Source organism: Streptosporangium sp. G11 (assembly GCF_051192615.1).
Lineage (GTDB): Bacteria > Actinomycetota > Actinomycetes > Streptosporangiales > Streptosporangiaceae > Streptosporangium.
The window spans coordinates 83,092-97,702 of record NZ_JBPJUQ010000038.1 but is presented as its reverse complement, the minus strand read 5'-3'; the positions used below and the strand labels follow the sequence as shown (position 1 = coordinate 97,702).

The following is a 14,611-nucleotide window of genomic DNA, read 5'->3' as shown; positions in this document are numbered from 1 at the left end:
CGACACCGCGGCGAGAGCGGACCCGGACACCACGGAGGTCATGAACCTCCGACGCGAGACGGCCACGTGAACTCCTTCGGGTAGGGCGGACTGTTCGTGCGTGCGCACGTCCGCGGGGAGGTGGGGCCGCCGGAGCCGGACGTTCGATCGGCGGTCGTCGCCATCGGGATCGGAGCCGGGCGTGGCCGGCCGACGATGAGCGAACGCCGCGTCACGAGGGAGAGCTCCATGGCCCTCTCCGGGCCGGTTCTCGTCCGACGGAACGCCACCACAGGACGCGAAGCGGTATATGTCATCGCCGTTTAACATCGGACCGCTTGCGGTCATCCTGGCAGGATCTGACACCTAAACGCAACACTTAAGAGATGGGCCGAAAAAAGACGGTAACCGCTTTTCGGAAAACGCCAGCTCGGGGGCGACAATGGATCGGTCCATGTCAATGTGGTGCCCTTTGCTGGTCGCGCGACGATTCCAAATCATCGGATCTATTTCTGTCGACGCGGGAGCCTGACGGCCGGGCGCCGCGCCGGACCGCGGTGTCACCCGCCCTCCGAGGGGGAATCCTCTCGCCAGGGGACTTCGTGGCGCGGCCCGCCGGTGGAACACGCGAGCCGCCCGCCCGCCATGATCATCGTCCCTGCTCAGACCCCTACCCCCTGTAGGAGTTCGCCCCCTTGCGGAGAGTAAGGTTGCCCTGCCCTAATTTAGGTAAGGCTTTCCAGCTATGGAGTGACGGTGTTCGCCAGCTACCTCATCGGACTACGCGAAGGCCTGGAGGCCACCCTCGTCGTCTCCGTGCTCGTCGCGCTCCTCGTCAAGAGTGACCGGCGCGACCGGCTGCCCCTCGTGTGGGCCGGGGTCGGCGCCGCCCTCGTCCTGTCGGTCGCGTTCGGCGCGCTGCTCACCTTCACCGTCGCCCACCTGGAATACCGGCAGCAGGAGCTGTTCGAGGCGATCACCTCGCTGCTCGCCACCGCGTTCGTCACCTGGATGATCTTCTGGATGCGGCGCGCCTCCCGTACCCTCTCCGGCGAGTTGCGCGCCAGGCTGAGCCAGGCCCTGGAGGTCGGTGCGACCGCGGTGGTCGTGATGGCCTTCCTCGCCGTGGCACGTGAGGGCCTGGAGACCGCGCTGCTGTTCTTCGCCTCCGTGCAGGGAGCCACCACCACAGCCGTCCCGCTGATCGGGATCAGCCTGGGCCTGCTCACCGCGGTCGCGCTGGGCTGGGCCATCTACCGCAGCGCGATGCGGATCAACCTGACCACGTTCTTCACCTGGACGGGCCTGCTGCTGATCCTGGTCGCCGCGGGCATCTTCAAGTACGGCGTGCACGACCTGCAGGAGGCCGGTGTCCTGCCGGGCCTGTCCGCCTACGCCTTCGACATCAGCGGCGTGCTGCCCGCCGACTCCTGGTACGGCGCCCTGCTGTCCGGGATGTTCAACATCACCCCGCAGCCGAGCGTGCTGGAGACGGTGGCGTGGGTCGCCTACGTGGTGCCGACGCTCGTCCTCTTCCTGCGGCCGCGACGAGGCCGCTCGGCCCCTTCGGCCCCCTCGGCCACCGCCTCCTCGACGTCCCCGGACCCCCGGACCTCCTCGAGGTCCGCGGATCCCCAGACCTCCTCGACCGACCCGCAGCCCGCGGGCTGAAACCGCTTGAACAGGACGACCATGCGCACTTCCCTTGCCATCGCCGCGGGCGCTCTCGCGCTCGCCGCCCTCACCGCCTGCTCCTCCGAGCCCACCGCGTCCACCGCGGGCTCGGGCGCGGGAGCGTCCGCCGCCCCGGCCAAGGGCGGTCCCGTCGCGGTGGCCGCCACCGACACCGAGTGCAAGGTCGCCGTCACCGAGGTGCCCGCGGGCACCTCGACGTTCTCGATCACCAACGGCGGCACCAAGGTGACCGAGTTCTACGTCTACGCCGCCGGTGACCGGGTCATGGGCGAGGTGGAGAACATCGTGCCCGGCCTGACCCGCGAGGTGATCGTGGAGTTGCCGGCCGGCAGCTACGAGACCGCCTGCAAGCCCGGCATGGTCGGCAAGGGCGTCCGCGGCCCGCTCAAGGTCACCGGCGAGCACAAGCCGCTCAGCGACGACGCCCAGCTCTCCGCGGCGACCGCCGGCTACAAGCGCTACATCAAGTCGCAGAGCGACACGCTGCTGACCAAGACGCAGGAGTTCGTCGACGCGGTCAAGGCCGAGGACATCGACAAGGCCAAGGAGCTCTTCCCCGTCTCCCGCACCTACTGGGAGCGGATCGAGCCGGTCGCGGAGATCTTCGGCGACCTCGACCCGGCCATCGACGCCCGCGAGAACGACGTGGCCGAGGGCGAGGAGTGGACCGGCTTCCACAAGATCGAGAAGGATCTCTGGGTCACCAAGGACGTCAGTAAGGACGGGCCGGTCGCCGACAAGCTGATGGCCGACATCAAGACCATCGTGGAACAGTCCAACGCGGCCGAGCTGTCGCCCGTGCTGCTCGCCAACGGTGCCAAGGGCCTGCTCGACGAGGTCGCCTCCGGAAAGATCACCGGCGAGGAGGACCGCTACTCGCACACCGACCTGTGGGACTTCGACGCCAACCTGCAGGGCTCGAAGGCCGCGGTCCAGGCGCTCCGCCCCGTCCTCGAGGAGCGCGCCCCCGACCTGGTGAAGACGCTGGACGAGAAGTTCGCCGGAGCCGAGGCCGCGCTCGGCGTCCACCAGAAGGGCGACGGCTGGAAGCTGCACACCGAGCTGTCCAAGGACGACCTCAAGAAGCTGTCGGACGCGATCAACGCGCTCGCCGAGCCGATCAGCAAGATCGCCGCAGTGGTGGCCAAGTAGTCGATGGCACGCCGTAACCGTAGGGGAGAGGTTCGATGAGCGAGCGGATCAGCCGCAGGAAGCTGTTCGGGATGGGCGCCGCGGGCGTGGCGGTCGCCGGCGCGGGCGCCATCGCGGTGCGCGGGACGGGCGGCGAGCCCGCCCCCGCCCGGGTCGCCTCCGCCTCCGACGCCGTCCCCTTCTACGGCGAGCACCAGGCGGGCATCGTCACCCCGGCGCAGGACCGGCTGCACTTCGTCTCCTTCGACGTGACGACCGGCAAGAAGGCGGAGCTGGCCGAGCTGCTGCAGGAGTGGACCGCCGCCGCGGCCCGCATGACGCAGGGCCGGGAGGCGGGCACGTTCGGCGCGATCGGCGGCCAGCCCGAGGCGCCACCCGACGACACCGGCGAGGCCCTCGGCCTGCCCGCCTCCGGGCTGACGCTGACCGTCGGCTTCGGCGGGTCGCTGTTCGACGACCGGTTCGGCCTGGCCTCGCGCAGGCCGGCCGCGCTGGCCGACCTGCCGCACCTGCCCGGTGACGCGCTGCTGCCGGAGATCTCCGGCGGCGACCTGTGCGTGCAGGCGTGCGCGCACGACCCGCAGGTGGCGGTGCACGCCATCCGCAACCTGGCGCGCATCGGCTTCGGCCGGGTCTCGGTGCGCTGGTCCCAGCTCGGCTTCGGCCGTACGTCGTCCACCTCGCGCTCGCAGGCGACACCGCGCAACCTGATGGGTTTCAAGGACGGCACCTCCAACCTCAAGCTGGAGGACGTGGCGCTGCTGAGGGAGCAGCTCTGGGTGGGGCCGGGCGACGGCTCCGACTGGATGACCGGGGGCAGCTACCTGGTCACCCGCAAGATCCGGATGATGGTCGAGACGTGGGACCGGGCGCCGCTGGCCGAGCAGGAGCAGATCTTCGGCCGCGACAAGGGGGAGGGGGCCCCGCTGGGGAGGAAGGCCGAGTTCGACGTGATCGACTTCGACGCCAAGGGCCCCGACGGGGAAGCCCTGATCAAGGACGACGCGCACGTGCGGCTGGCGCACCCCTCCCACAACGGCGGCGCGCGCCTGCTGCGGCGCGGCTACAACTACGTGGACGGCTCCGACGGGCTGGGTCGCCTGGACGCCGGGCTGTTCTTCATCGCCTACCAGCGCGACCCCCACCGGCAGTTCGTCACCGTGCAGAGGTCCCTGGCGGGAAAGGACTCCCTCAACGAGTACATCAAACACGTCTCCAGCGGCCTGTTCGCCTGCCCGCCGGGCGTGCGCGACGCGGGCGACTACTGGGGCCGCGCCCTGTTCTCCTGAGTTCTCCCGGTCTCCGCGTCGTCCGGGTGGGAGCCGTCACCGGTACGCGGCGGCCGGCCAGTACCGACCGCAGCGGCCCGGCCCGGCCGGCAGTGGACGCCGGAAGGTCCTGGGCGGCAACACCGGGCGATCCGAGGAGTTCGGCCGGCATCTCCCCGATATCCGGGGCGTTGCCGGATCTGCCTGCCGACCGTACGAAAAACCGGCCATCGGGAAACAGGGACCGCAACAGGTGCGCGGCGTGCGCCGCAAGGGTCGCCTTCCCCGCGCCGGAAAGCCCGCTGATCCCCAAGACCGGTACACCGGTCGCGTTCGGCGCAGGGGTGAGGAGCCGCATGAGCCGTTTCGTACGAGAGACGGGGACACGCTTGCCATTGGAGATCACGTTCGTCTGACCCGAGATGGCGAAATGCACACCGATCAGCTGGTGCGGTACTCCACCCACGCCCGGCACGCCGCGGCGGTCCGCAGCCGTTTCGCTTGCAGGGGCGCCGGCCCGACCTCGGCCATGCGGGCGGCGAACAAGGCACGGGTGGCAGCCAGCGTGGTCACCGCGTCCCTGGGCGCTGAAGTCCAGGCGGGCACCCAGGCGGCGACGTCCTCAGCCTCAGCGGGCGTGTGCCCGGCGTCGATCAGCCGCGGGACGAGGAACACCATATCGACCCAGGGGGCGCCCTGGCAGGCCATCGACCAGTCGACGACCTGGCACCGGTCGCCGTCGACGAGCAGGTTGCCCGCGTGCAGGTCCGCGTGCAGCAACGCCGTCCCGTCCAACTCGTTCAGGTCGAGCGCCTTGACGAGCGGCCCGTAGCGGGCGTGCTCAGCCGGAGACTCCGCCATGAGCGCCTCGGCCTGTCGGAGCAGTGCGGTGACCTTGCCAGTGATCGAGGGCGCGTCCGGCCACGGGCATGGGGCGGAGATGGCGGCAACCGCGTCCACCACGGCGGGGACGTGCGGGGAGCCGGGTGCCAGGTCCGCCTCCCGGCCGGGCGCGTGCTCGAAGAGCAGCAGGTGCCAGTCGGCCACGTCGGCGGCCCACAGCAGGCGCGGCGCGGGGATTCCCGCGGGGAGTGCCTGGTTGGCGGTGCGCTCGCGCAGCAGGTGCCCGGCGACCGGCGCCGCGGCGGGAGCCGCCTTCACGAAGAAGACGGCCCCCTCGGTGGTGATGTGTGCGGCGAGTCCAGAGGTCAGACCGACCTCGGCCGACCGGATGTCGACGACCGGGCCAGTCTGCTCTTCGACGGCCGCTCGGGCAGGTTCGGGCAGGTCAGCCCAGTGCCTTCTTCGGTGAATCGGCGCACCCCGCGTAACATTGGTTGCACTTGTCGTTGCCGCAGTCGGCCGAGGTCGGCCACACGACCGGGTCGACCCGGTAGCCGGCCGCCTCCATCGTTTCAATCGTAGTTGCGAGCCTGCCGCTGGTCCCGGGTTCGCCGGGGATGTCGTCGGGGGCATGGTGGATGAACCGGCCCGCGACCCGCTGGCAGAACTCGGCGTACTCCCGCGTGTACATCAGGAACGTGTGCCAGCCGATGTCGGCGGTGTCGGACGGGCCGAGGCCGACGCCGGGGTTGGCGGCACAGGTGGCGAGGAACGCGAGCGCCTGCTCCATGATGACGTCGGCCTGGTGGGCGTGCTCGGGGTGGTCGACGGCGATCCGCGCGGTGAGCCGATCGAACAGCTCCGGCGCGACCAGGGCGCGGGGGGTGGTGAGAGTGGGGCGTTCGGCGGTGATGGTCATCTTGGGCCTTCCCAGTCGGTGGTGCCGGTTGGCTTGCTCTCTCACGGTCGCCGCTGCCGAGGCCCACGTCATTGCTGGGCTGGGTGCTGGTCATTGAGGATGAAGGGTCAATCACGCCACCATGTCCTGCACGGTAAGTGTCTGCTCGGTTACGGTGCGTCTGTCGGCGTGCTCGACATGCGGAGGTCACCCGATGGGGCAGATCACCAGGTCAAGGCGTGCACAGATCCAACGGGAGGCGGCAGCCCTCCGCATGCGCGGGCAGCGCGACGGGTTCCCGCCTGAGCGGATCGTCACCGCCATGCGCGGCACCTTCCCGGAGGTATCGCCGCTGGAGGCGTGGCGGCTGGCATTGGGCTGGTCCCGCGCCCAGACCGTCACGCAGATCGCCGACCTCTACCTCGCTGACGGCCTGAAACCGCCGGCTTTGTCGGAGGCGATGCTGTGCCGCTTCGAGCACGGACCGGACCGGCCTGGCCCGGAGTACGCGACGATGCTGGCCCGCGCCTACGGGGCGCACCTGGATCAGCTCGGGTTGCGGCCACGGTGCGTGTGCGGATACGGGGGGCAGAGATACGGTCCATCAAAGGCCCATCCCGGGTGGGCGCCGGTCCTGCTGCCAGGAGATGTGATGACCACAGCCAGTGGACTGCCCGCCGTCCGAGAGTCGCTACGCCTGGCCCTGCTGGATGCGCCGCACGGTGGCTCGGTGGTGGTGGAGCTCGCCGAGGCGGCCGTCGAGCACTACGCCCTCAACTACTCTCGCCACGCGCCGAGCCTGCTGTTTGACGAGGTACACGCCGCCCGTGGCCTCCTCGCCGAGGCGCTGGCCTCCCCCGCTGACGGTGCGACGGGTGTTGATCTGCGCCGCGCGGCCGGCTGGCTGTCTGCCCTGCTCGGCAACCTGGCGTTTCACCTTGCTGACCACAGCGGCGCTCGCGCCCACCTCGCCATTGCCGCATCACTTGGGGAACGCGCCGGTGATACCCGGCTGATGGCGTGGACGCTCGGGGCGCAAAGCATGCTGGCCCGCGCCTGCCACGACCTTCCTGCCGCCCTGGCCCACGCGCAGGCTGGGCTGGAGCGCGCCACCAGCCCGCTGGTGCGGGCTCAACTGTTGGGTTGGGCGGTGCTGCCCACACTGGCCCAGCTCGGCGAGGTAGCCGATGCCGAACGCGCACTCAGCGAGGCGACCACCACCCTTGCCGCAGACCCTGCCGGTGGCGCGCCGGGACGGTTCGGCTTCGACGCGGCCGAGCTCGACCTCCATGAGGCGGAGTCGTGGCTCGCCCTGGGACGCACCGACCGGGCCATAGGACGCGCTGAGGCGTCGACAGCGGGGTGCGTGCCGTACACGCCAGGATGGGCGGCGGCCACGCTGGTGCTGGCACAGGCGGAAGCGGAGAAGCGTCCGGGGGATGCTGCTGCGCGGGCCCTTGATGTGCTGGAGCGGGTCCCGGTCGATCGGTTGAGGTCCACGTCCCGCGAGCGCCTGCTGCGGGTGGCGGCCACGCTGGGCGACACGGATATCGCCACGGTGAGGGATTTCCGCGAGCGGCTACGGACGCTTCCGCCACCCATCGACGTCCACGGCCGAGGCGTCACCGCGTGATCAGCCCCGGCTTCCCGCACCAGAGCCGGAGCTGATCACGAGCCGTCTCACCCGCCACAGCAGATCCTGCGCGGGCTCTACCCGCAGACGGCGAACCAGCTCTACCGCTCCCGGAAGTAGTGGCCCTTCTCCAGGTCCTCGACCAGGCCCGGCTGGGTCGGTCGCCACTCCAGCAGTTCGCGGGTCAGCTCGCTGGAGGCGGGGCTGTCGAGGGCGAGCAAGCCCGCCAGCCAGGCGAAGTGCTCGGCCGCGTCGTCGGCGGAGACGGAGCGGGTCCGCAGGTTGAGGTGGCGGCCGATGACCTCGGCGATCGAGCGGATCGGCACGCCCTGGTCGGCGGTCGCGTGCAGGACCGATCCGGCCGGTGCGCTCTCCAGGGCGAGCCGGAACAGGTGCGCAACGTCGATGCGGTGCGCGGCCGGCCAGCGCTGGGAGCCGTCGCCGACGTAGCCGGAGACGCCCTTGTCGCGGGCGATGCCGACCAGGGCCGCCATGAACCCGTGGTCGCCCTCGCCGTGCACGGTCGGCGGGAGCCGTACGACGGACGAGCGGATGTCCCGGTCGGCGAGGGTGAGGGCCAGGTTCGCGGTGCCCATCCGGGTCTGCGGGCCGCTGGTCGGGGGTGCGGGCAACGCGTCGGGGGTGCGTCCGTCCTCTTCGACGCTCACCCGGCCCGGGGCGAGTCCGAGCAGCCCGGAGGCGAGCACGAACGGCCGGGCGGAACCGGCGAGCGCCTCCCCGAACGTCTCGACGGCGCGGCGGTCCGCGTCGGCGGCGCTCTGGAAGCCTCCCGTGAAGGCGATCTCGTGCTTGAACGCGAGATGGACCACCCCGTCCGACGCGGCGGCCGCGTCGCGCAGGACGTCGAGGTCGTCGAGCGTGCCGTGGACCACCTCGGCCCCGGCCCTGGTGAGGGCGGCGGACGAGGCGTCCGAGCGGGCGAGCCCGACGACCTGGTGACCCGCGCCCATGAGTTCGGGCACGAGTGCGGAGCCGATCCAACCGGATGCCCCGGTGACGAAAACGCGCATGAGCAGGCCTCCAGCGTAGGCCGGTCGTCCTCGCGCGGAGGACGCGCGCCGGACGACCGAGCGATGTCAGTCACTGTCATCACACGGTAGCAGCTGATGTCAGTCGCTGTCATCAGGTACGATGCCGGACATGGGGAGATGGGAGCCGAACGCGCGCGGCCGGCTCGAACAGGCGGCGCTGGATCTCTACCTTGAGCGCGGCTTCGAACGGACCTCGGTGGCGGAGATCGCCGAGCGGGCGGGGCTGACGGAGCGGACGTTCTTCCGGCACTACGCGGACAAGCGCGAAGTGCTGTTCGCGGGTTCGAGCGCGCTGCAGGAGCTTCTCGTGGGCACGGTCGCCCGTGCTCCCGAGCCCGCCCCCCCGATGGAAGCCGTGGCGGCCGCCCTCCGGGCTGCCGCGGCCGTGCTGCAGGAACGCCAGGAGCATGCCCACCGGCGCCAGGCCGTCATCGCCGCCAACGTCGAGCTGCAGGAACGCGAGCTGATCAAACTCGCCTCGCTGTCGGCCGCGCTCGCCGAAGCGTTGCGGCGGCGCGGTGTCGACGACGACTCCGCGAGCCTTGCCGCGGAGGCGGGCATCGCCGTCTTCAAGATCGCGTTCCGGCGCTGGACAGAGCAGGCTGAGCAGACCGGGCAGGCTGATCAGGCCGGGCAGAAGGACTTGTCTCAGTTCATCGGAGAGTCGTTCGCGGGGCTCAAGGCGGTGACCGCGGGCACCTGACCCGCGATGCCCGGTCGGCCCGGCCAGATCTTCTCCGGCCGTGGCGTCCGGCGAGCCGGTCTTCGACGCCGTGCCCGCCGGACCGCCGCGACCGGAGATGTCAAAGCTCCACGCCTTCGCGACACGGAGCGACCACACCGGGAGAGAGACCGCACCGAGGAACCGGACGGGGGTCAACCGAAGATCTGGTCGACGCGGCGCTCGTAGGCGCGGCGCCAGGACAGCCGGTAGAGGACCCGCATGATCAAAGGGGCGGTCGCGAGGATGTGCTCGCGGGCCCCGGGATCGGCGGCGTCCAGCGTCCACGCCGCGACCATCGGGAGGTCGCGCCCGTGGCCCTTGGTGACCTTCCTGCCCGCCTCATCCCACCACGCCGGGCCCACGTGCTCGGCGATCAGCGGTACGACCTCCGACTCCTCCAGCGCGAGGTGGGCGTCCAGCAGTTCGTGCAGCCGCCGCAGGTCGCCGGCCTGGTCCGCCGCGGGGCGTCCCGGCGCCGACAGCCTGTCGATGACGGTGTCCATCTCCTGGTGGTCGGCCTCCAGCCGGTCCAGGACGGGGCCGGCCTCGGGGACCAGCGCGCGGAGCAGCGGCCAGATGTCCTCGTCCTCGCCGGTGTGGTGGTGGTGAAGGGCGCGAAGCATGAACGCGGTGTGCTCGTCGATCAGGGCTCGCCGTCTCGCGTCGTGCGGAGGGCACCCGTCCAGCGCGGCGGCCAGACGGGCGAAGTCGCGGCGCAGGCTGGCGTGGAAGGCGAGGAAGACCACGAGGTCGGGGGCGGGATCGCCGGGACGGCGCCGGATGAGGTTCGTCGGGGTTGTCATGTCCCCACCATGCGCGCGCCGTCTTCACGGCCACTCAAGGCGCACTTGCCGCCGGCTGCTCCGCGCCCCGGCGTTCACCGCTCCCGCTGGCGTCAGGGTCCCGGTGACCGGCGTTCGTCCCTGCCCGCGGCGAGGTTCGTCGCGCCTCTCGGTGACCGGTGTTCGCCTCGGTCCGTGTCGGGGTTCGTCATGCCGCCCGCTGACCGGCGTTCGTCCCGGCCGACGGGAGCGAACACCGGGTTCGCGGGTCAGCGGGCCGCGCGCGCCGCTCGGGCGCGTGACGCCCACCAGGTGAGGCCCGCGCGCTCGCAGCGCTCGGCCGTCGCGTCCAGATGGGCCCGCGCGGCGCCGGGGTCCGCGGCGATGAGCCCGAGGAAGTATCCCACCGGGCCGGCGGGGAACGTCGCCGCGCCGATCGCCAGCCTGTCCTCGTACGGAAGCAGTCGTGCGTAGGTGCGGTCGCAGGCGGCGCGGTCACCGGCGGCGAGCTGGCTGAGGCCGCTCACGCATAGGGTCGGGAGCTCGAGGAAGTCCCGGGGCAGGGTCTGCCAGCCGTCGCGGGTCAGCTCGCGGACGGCCGCGGCGTCGCCCCGCGAATCGGCGACGAGCACCTGGAACATCTGCCGATGGGACGGGAAGACGAACGCCTCGATCAGCTCCTCGATCTCCTTGCGCGCCGCGGCGACGTCGCCGGGGTGCAGGTGCCGGGCCATGATGACCGTGGAGAGCGCGACGTGGGTGTGCCAGTTGTTGAGCTGCTCCCCGGCCTCGGCGGCGAGCGCGTACCGGGCGTCGGCGCCGGCGAGGTCGCCGTCGACGAGGCGGCGGGAGGCCGCCCAGATCAGGTGCTGGAACCTCGGCCACGGCAGGTCGAGCCGGTCGATGAGCGTGCGGGCCCGCTCGCCGGCCTGGTCGGCGCCCGCCACGTCGAAGAACTCCAGCCTGGTACGTTCCAGGATCAGCCACCCGAGCAGCTCGAATCCCGGCATGCCGAGGCCGATGAGCTCCTCGCCGATGGCGTCGAGCTCGCCCAGGTGTTCGGGCAGGTGGACGCCCTGGTAGCGCGCGTTGAGCGTGATCGCCAGCAGCCGCGTGCCGGCCTCTCCCCGGGCGATCAGGCGGCGGGCCATGGCGAGGGCCTCACCGGTCGCCGCGTCGCACCGGGGATCACCGGTGGAGTCGTAGCGTTCCATGCCGAGGCAGCCGAGCAGGCGGCACCGCAGCACCGAGTCCTCTTCCGGCAGCGCCGCCAGCGTCTCCTCGATGCGCTGCACGATCTGGAGATCCATGTCGCCGTAGCTGTGGAACTTCCACAGCTGGGGCGCCTCCAGGCTGGTGAGCGCCCTGGCCGTGAGCAGCGGATCGCCGGGACCGTCCGAGGCGCGTACGGCCTCCGCCCGCGCCTCCCGGGCCCCGTACCCGTCACCGGCGTCCAGATGAGCTCGGATGAGACTGAGCAGGATCTCGACGTGTTCGGCCGGGTCGGCGCCCGGCAGGCGGCCGTGGGCGTCGGTGGCCCGCCGCCACCACCGGGCGGCGTCCGAGTAGGCCAGCCGCCCGGACGCCTGCGCGGCCGTGGCGGACGCCCAGCGCACCGCGTCGGCGCCTGCGCCCGGCCCGGCGGCCAGGGCGTGCCGGGCGAGCGCGGCGAGGTTGGGCCCTGGACGGCGTTCGAGGGCGCGCAGCGCGGCCAGATGGAGCCCGGCCCGGCGCCGGGCCGGGATGTCCCCGTACACGGTCTCGCGGACGAGGTCGTGCGTGAAGCGCCCGTCTCCGGACAGCAGCCGCAGGTCGGTGGCCGTGTCCAGGGCCTCGGCCGTGTCGTCGCCGGCGATCTCGGCGATGACGAGCGGGTCGGTGCCGTCGCCGACCACGGCCACGGCCTCGATGACGGCTCGGTGGGCGGCGGGCAGGCGGACGAGGCGCTGGCGCAGCACGTCGGCCAGCCCTTCGGGGACGGCCTTCAGTGCCCGCCCGATGCCGATGTCCTCGGCCAGGCGCAGCGTCTCCCGGATGAACAGCGGGTTCCCGCGCGTGCGCTCGGTCAGCGCCGCGAGCTTCTCCGGCCCACCGGGGTCGCCGGGATCGCCGAGCCCGGCCGGCCCGGTGGCCCCCGCGAGTTCCGCCACGGCGTCGGGCTCCAGCCCCGCGAGCGGCAGCCGGAGCGCGTTGTGGCGGCTCAGCATGCCCAGCGCGTCGTACATCTCCGCCGAACCCTCGCCCGAGCGCATCGTGATGACGACGGCGACCCCGTCCCTGAGCAGGATCGCCAGGTCGGACAGCAGGCCGAGCGACGCGGAGTCCGCCCACTGCAGGTCGTCGATCACCACGAGCACGGGCCGGTCGCGTGTCGCCAGGCCGAGGTAGGCCGCCGTGGCCCGGTGCAGCCGGAACCTGGCCTCCCCGGCCTCGGCCGGCCGTTCGGCGGCCTCGCCGGGCCCGCCCTCCCCGAGCAGGACGCGCAGCGAGCCCGCCGCGTCCCCGGGCGGGACCTCGGCGGCCAGCGACTGGACCACCTGCCGCCACGGCCACAGCGCGGGGGCGCCGGAGGTCTCGTGGCAGCGCCCCCAGGCCACCCGCCACCCCGCCGCCGACCGGTCGTTCGCGAACGCCTCGGCCAGCCACGTCTTGCCGATGCCCGGCTCGCCGGAGATGACGGCGATGCCGGGACGGCCGCGCTCGACCTCCCCGGCCAGGTCGTGGAGACGTTCGAGCTGGCCCGCCCTGCCCACGACCAGCCGCCGCGCGGGGGTGGGGGCGACGGCGGCGGGAGGTGCCGGTACGGCCGGCGGGCCGGGGGAGACGGGGACCGGTGCGGGGGTCAGGGCGGGATCCTGCGCGAGGATCGCCGCCTCCAGGCGCTGGAGTCCGGGCCCGGGGTCGAGGCCGAGCTCCTCGGCCAGGTGCGCCCGCGCCGAGCGGAGCGCCTTCAGCGCCTCGGCCTGCCGCCCGAGCCGGTACAGCGCGAGGGCGAGCAACTCCCACAGTCCCTCCCGCAGCGGGCTGGCCCGCACGAGCGCTTCGAGCTCGCCCACGACGTGGGGACGCCCCTCGTCGAGCAGGCGCGCCAGGTGCCGTTCCCTCGCCGAGAGGTGCGCCTCCCGCAGCCGCTCGATCTCCGGGCGCAGCCAGTCGGCGTCCTCGAACTCCTCGTACGGCGTCCCGCGCCACAGCCGCAGCGCCTCGTCGTAGGCACCGGTCTCGGCCAGGCGGGTGAACGTCTCGGCGTCCACCTCGTGCGCTCCGAGCGCGTACCCTGGCGGGCGGTTCAGCAGCACGGTGGACGGCGTGCGCGGCGCCCGGCCGGGTTCGAGGATCCGGCGGAGGTTGGAGACGTAGCTGTGCAGCGTTCCCAGCGCGCGGGCGGGCTGGTCCTCGCCGTACAGGGTGTCGAGGAGCACGTCCACCGGCACCGTGGCGCCTCGCGCGAAGATCAACCGGGCGAGCAGCAGGCGAGGGCGCGGCCCGCCCAGATCGACCGGCTCTCCGTTGACGTACGCTTCGAGCTGTCCGAGAACACGGAAGATGACCGCCACGCCGGGATTATGTCATCGCGCGGGATCCATGACCATCAGCGCGGGATCACCGGCCCCATCGGGGGTTCCGGGCCTTCGTGCCGCCCGGTGGGGCCGGTTCCCGGACGGGCGCGGCGCGTGGTGACGCGGTCAGGGTTTGCGCGCGACGCCGCCGGCGCAGGCCACCTCGGGAGCCTCGCCCCAGGGGCCGGGCTCCGGCCGCCACCGCTGCACCGGCACGACACCCGGCTCCAGCAACGTCAGGCCGTCGAAGTAACGGGTGATCAGCTCCGGGCTGCGGGGGGTGTAGGGGACCACGCCGCTTCCCGAGTTGTGGCGTCGCATCGCCTCGACGTACGCGGGGTCGGTGTCGGCGCCGTCGTAGAGCGCCAGGTAGCTGCCCGAGGGCAGGTCCCGCATCAACCGGCGCACGATCGAGAGCGCCTCGTCGTGGTCGCCGATCAGGCCCATGATCCCCATCAGCATGAGCGCGGTGGGCCGGCCGAGGTCCAGCGTCTTCGCGGCCGCCCGCAGGATGTGTTCGGGGTCGCGCACGTCCGACTCGATGTAGTCGGTGGCACCCTCGGGCGTGCTGGTGAGCAGCGCCCGGGCGTGCACCAGCACCAGGGGGTCGTTGTCCACGTAGACGATGCGCGAGTCAGGCGCCACCCGCTGGGCGACCTCGTGGGTGTTGTCGACGGTGGGCAGCCCGGTGCCGATGTCCAGGAACTGGCGGATGCCCGCCTCGCCCGCCAGGTGACGCACCACGCGGGCGAGCATGTACCGGGAGTGGCGGGCGACGTCGACCATGCCGGGAAAGACGGCGGACACCCTCTCGCCCGCCTCACGGTCGACGGCGAAGTTGTCCTTCCCACCGAGCAGGTAGTTCCAGATGCGAGCCGAGTGCGGCACCTCGACGTTGATCCGTGCCATCTCGGAACTCTCCGCGCCCTCTGAGGGATCGGATGAGGGGTGTGAGATGGTCGGCTCGTCGGCCATGTGGGGATCTCCTACCTTCCGGCGTCTTTGCAGGGAGATTACGCCCATCC

General features: G+C 72.1%; 11 protein-coding genes. 5 read left to right on the top strand and 6 right to left on the bottom strand.

The window, feature by feature from the left end; translation table 11 throughout:
* The first annotated feature begins 735 nt into the window (after window positions 1-735).
* Genes efeU through efeB form a run of 3 tightly spaced genes read left to right on the top strand, consistent with a single transcriptional unit; the run spans window position 736 to window position 4,115 of the window.
* Window positions 736-1,650: an iron uptake transporter permease EfeU gene (gene efeU / locus ACSDR0_RS29655; protein WP_435292195.1), complete on the top strand. Its 915-nt coding sequence runs from the start codon at window positions 736-738 to the stop codon at window positions 1,648-1,650.
* Window positions 1,651-1,671: 21 nt separating this feature from the next.
* Window positions 1,672-2,826 carry an iron uptake system protein EfeO gene (efeO, locus tag ACSDR0_RS29650; protein ID WP_435292194.1) on the top strand — a complete coding sequence of 385 codons (1,155 nt, stop codon included), beginning with the start codon at window positions 1,672-1,674 and terminating at the stop codon, window positions 2,824-2,826.
* Window positions 2,827-2,861: 35 nt separating this feature from the next.
* Window positions 2,862-4,115, top strand: a complete 1,254-nt coding sequence (efeB, locus tag ACSDR0_RS29645) for an iron uptake transporter deferrochelatase/peroxidase subunit (RefSeq protein ID WP_435292193.1) — start codon at window positions 2,862-2,864, stop codon at window positions 4,113-4,115.
* Between the two features lie 420 nt (window positions 4,116-4,535).
* Here the strand turns inward: efeB and ACSDR0_RS29640 are convergent, their stop codons facing one another.
* Both ACSDR0_RS29640 and ACSDR0_RS29635 read right to left on the bottom strand, forming a co-directional pair.
* Window positions 4,536-5,282 (bottom strand): phosphotransferase family protein, encoded by a 747-nt coding sequence (locus tag ACSDR0_RS29640; protein WP_435292199.1) that lies wholly within the window; start codon window positions 5,280-5,282, stop codon window positions 4,536-4,538.
* Window positions 5,283-5,382: 100 nt separating this feature from the next.
* Window positions 5,383-5,856 (bottom strand): glycine-rich domain-containing protein, encoded by a 474-nt coding sequence (locus tag ACSDR0_RS29635; RefSeq protein ID WP_435292192.1) that lies wholly within the window; start codon window positions 5,854-5,856, stop codon window positions 5,383-5,385.
* 193 nt (window positions 5,857-6,049) lie between these two features.
* Between ACSDR0_RS29635 and ACSDR0_RS29630 the strand changes: the two genes are divergently transcribed.
* Complete coding sequence (locus ACSDR0_RS29630; RefSeq protein WP_435292191.1) at window positions 6,050-7,468, top strand: hypothetical protein; 1,419 nt, start codon at window positions 6,050-6,052, stop codon at window positions 7,466-7,468.
* A gap of 101 nt (window positions 7,469-7,569) precedes the next feature.
* Here ACSDR0_RS29630 and ACSDR0_RS29625 read toward each other — a convergent pair whose 3' ends face one another.
* A complete protein-coding gene (locus ACSDR0_RS29625) occupies window positions 7,570-8,499 on the bottom strand; it encodes an SDR family oxidoreductase (protein WP_435292190.1) in 930 nt (309 codons plus the stop codon).
* Between the two features lie 130 nt (window positions 8,500-8,629).
* On the opposite strand from ACSDR0_RS29625, the gene ACSDR0_RS29620 reads away from it, so the two are divergent.
* Window positions 8,630-9,223 carry a TetR family transcriptional regulator gene (locus ACSDR0_RS29620; RefSeq protein WP_435292189.1) on the top strand — a complete coding sequence of 198 codons (594 nt, stop codon included), beginning with the start codon at window positions 8,630-8,632 and terminating at the stop codon, window positions 9,221-9,223.
* A 173-nt stretch (window positions 9,224-9,396) separates the two neighbouring features.
* Here the strand turns inward: ACSDR0_RS29620 and ACSDR0_RS29615 are convergent, their stop codons facing one another.
* From ACSDR0_RS29615 to ACSDR0_RS29605, 3 genes are all read right to left on the bottom strand, one after another.
* Window positions 9,397-10,047 (bottom strand): hemerythrin domain-containing protein, encoded by a 651-nt coding sequence (locus ACSDR0_RS29615; RefSeq protein ID WP_435292188.1) that lies wholly within the window; start codon window positions 10,045-10,047, stop codon window positions 9,397-9,399.
* Window positions 10,048-10,295: 248 nt separating this feature from the next.
* Window positions 10,296-13,583 (bottom strand): BTAD domain-containing putative transcriptional regulator, encoded by a 3,288-nt coding sequence (locus ACSDR0_RS29610; protein ID WP_435292187.1) that lies wholly within the window; start codon window positions 13,581-13,583, stop codon window positions 10,296-10,298.
* A 129-nt stretch (window positions 13,584-13,712) separates the two neighbouring features.
* On the bottom strand, window positions 13,713-14,495 hold the full coding sequence (locus ACSDR0_RS29605; protein WP_435292186.1) for an SAM-dependent methyltransferase: 783 nt from the start codon (window positions 14,493-14,495) through the stop codon (window positions 13,713-13,715).
* Between the last annotated feature and the right edge of the window lie 116 nt (window positions 14,496-14,611).

Coding starts and splice junctions, on each gene's coding strand:
- efeO (WP_435292194.1), top strand. CDS start 1,672: ATGCGCACTTCCCTTGCCATCGCCGCGGGCGCTCTCGCGCTCGCCGCC.
- efeB (WP_435292193.1), top strand. CDS start 2,862: ATGAGCGAGCGGATCAGCCGCAGGAAGCTGTTCGGGATGGGCGCCGCG.
- ACSDR0_RS29635 (WP_435292192.1), bottom strand. CDS start 5,856: ATGACCATCACCGCCGAACGCCCCACTCTCACCACCCCCCGCGCCCTG.
- ACSDR0_RS29630 (WP_435292191.1), top strand. CDS start 6,050: ATGGGGCAGATCACCAGGTCAAGGCGTGCACAGATCCAACGGGAGGCG.
- ACSDR0_RS29625 (WP_435292190.1), bottom strand. CDS start 8,499: ATGCGCGTTTTCGTCACCGGGGCATCCGGTTGGATCGGCTCCGCACTC.
- ACSDR0_RS29620 (WP_435292189.1), top strand. CDS start 8,630: ATGGGGAGATGGGAGCCGAACGCGCGCGGCCGGCTCGAACAGGCGGCG.
- ACSDR0_RS29615 (WP_435292188.1), bottom strand. CDS start 10,047: ATGACAACCCCGACGAACCTCATCCGGCGCCGTCCCGGCGATCCCGCC.
- ACSDR0_RS29605 (WP_435292186.1), bottom strand. CDS start 14,495: ATGGCACGGATCAACGTCGAGGTGCCGCACTCGGCTCGCATCTGGAAC.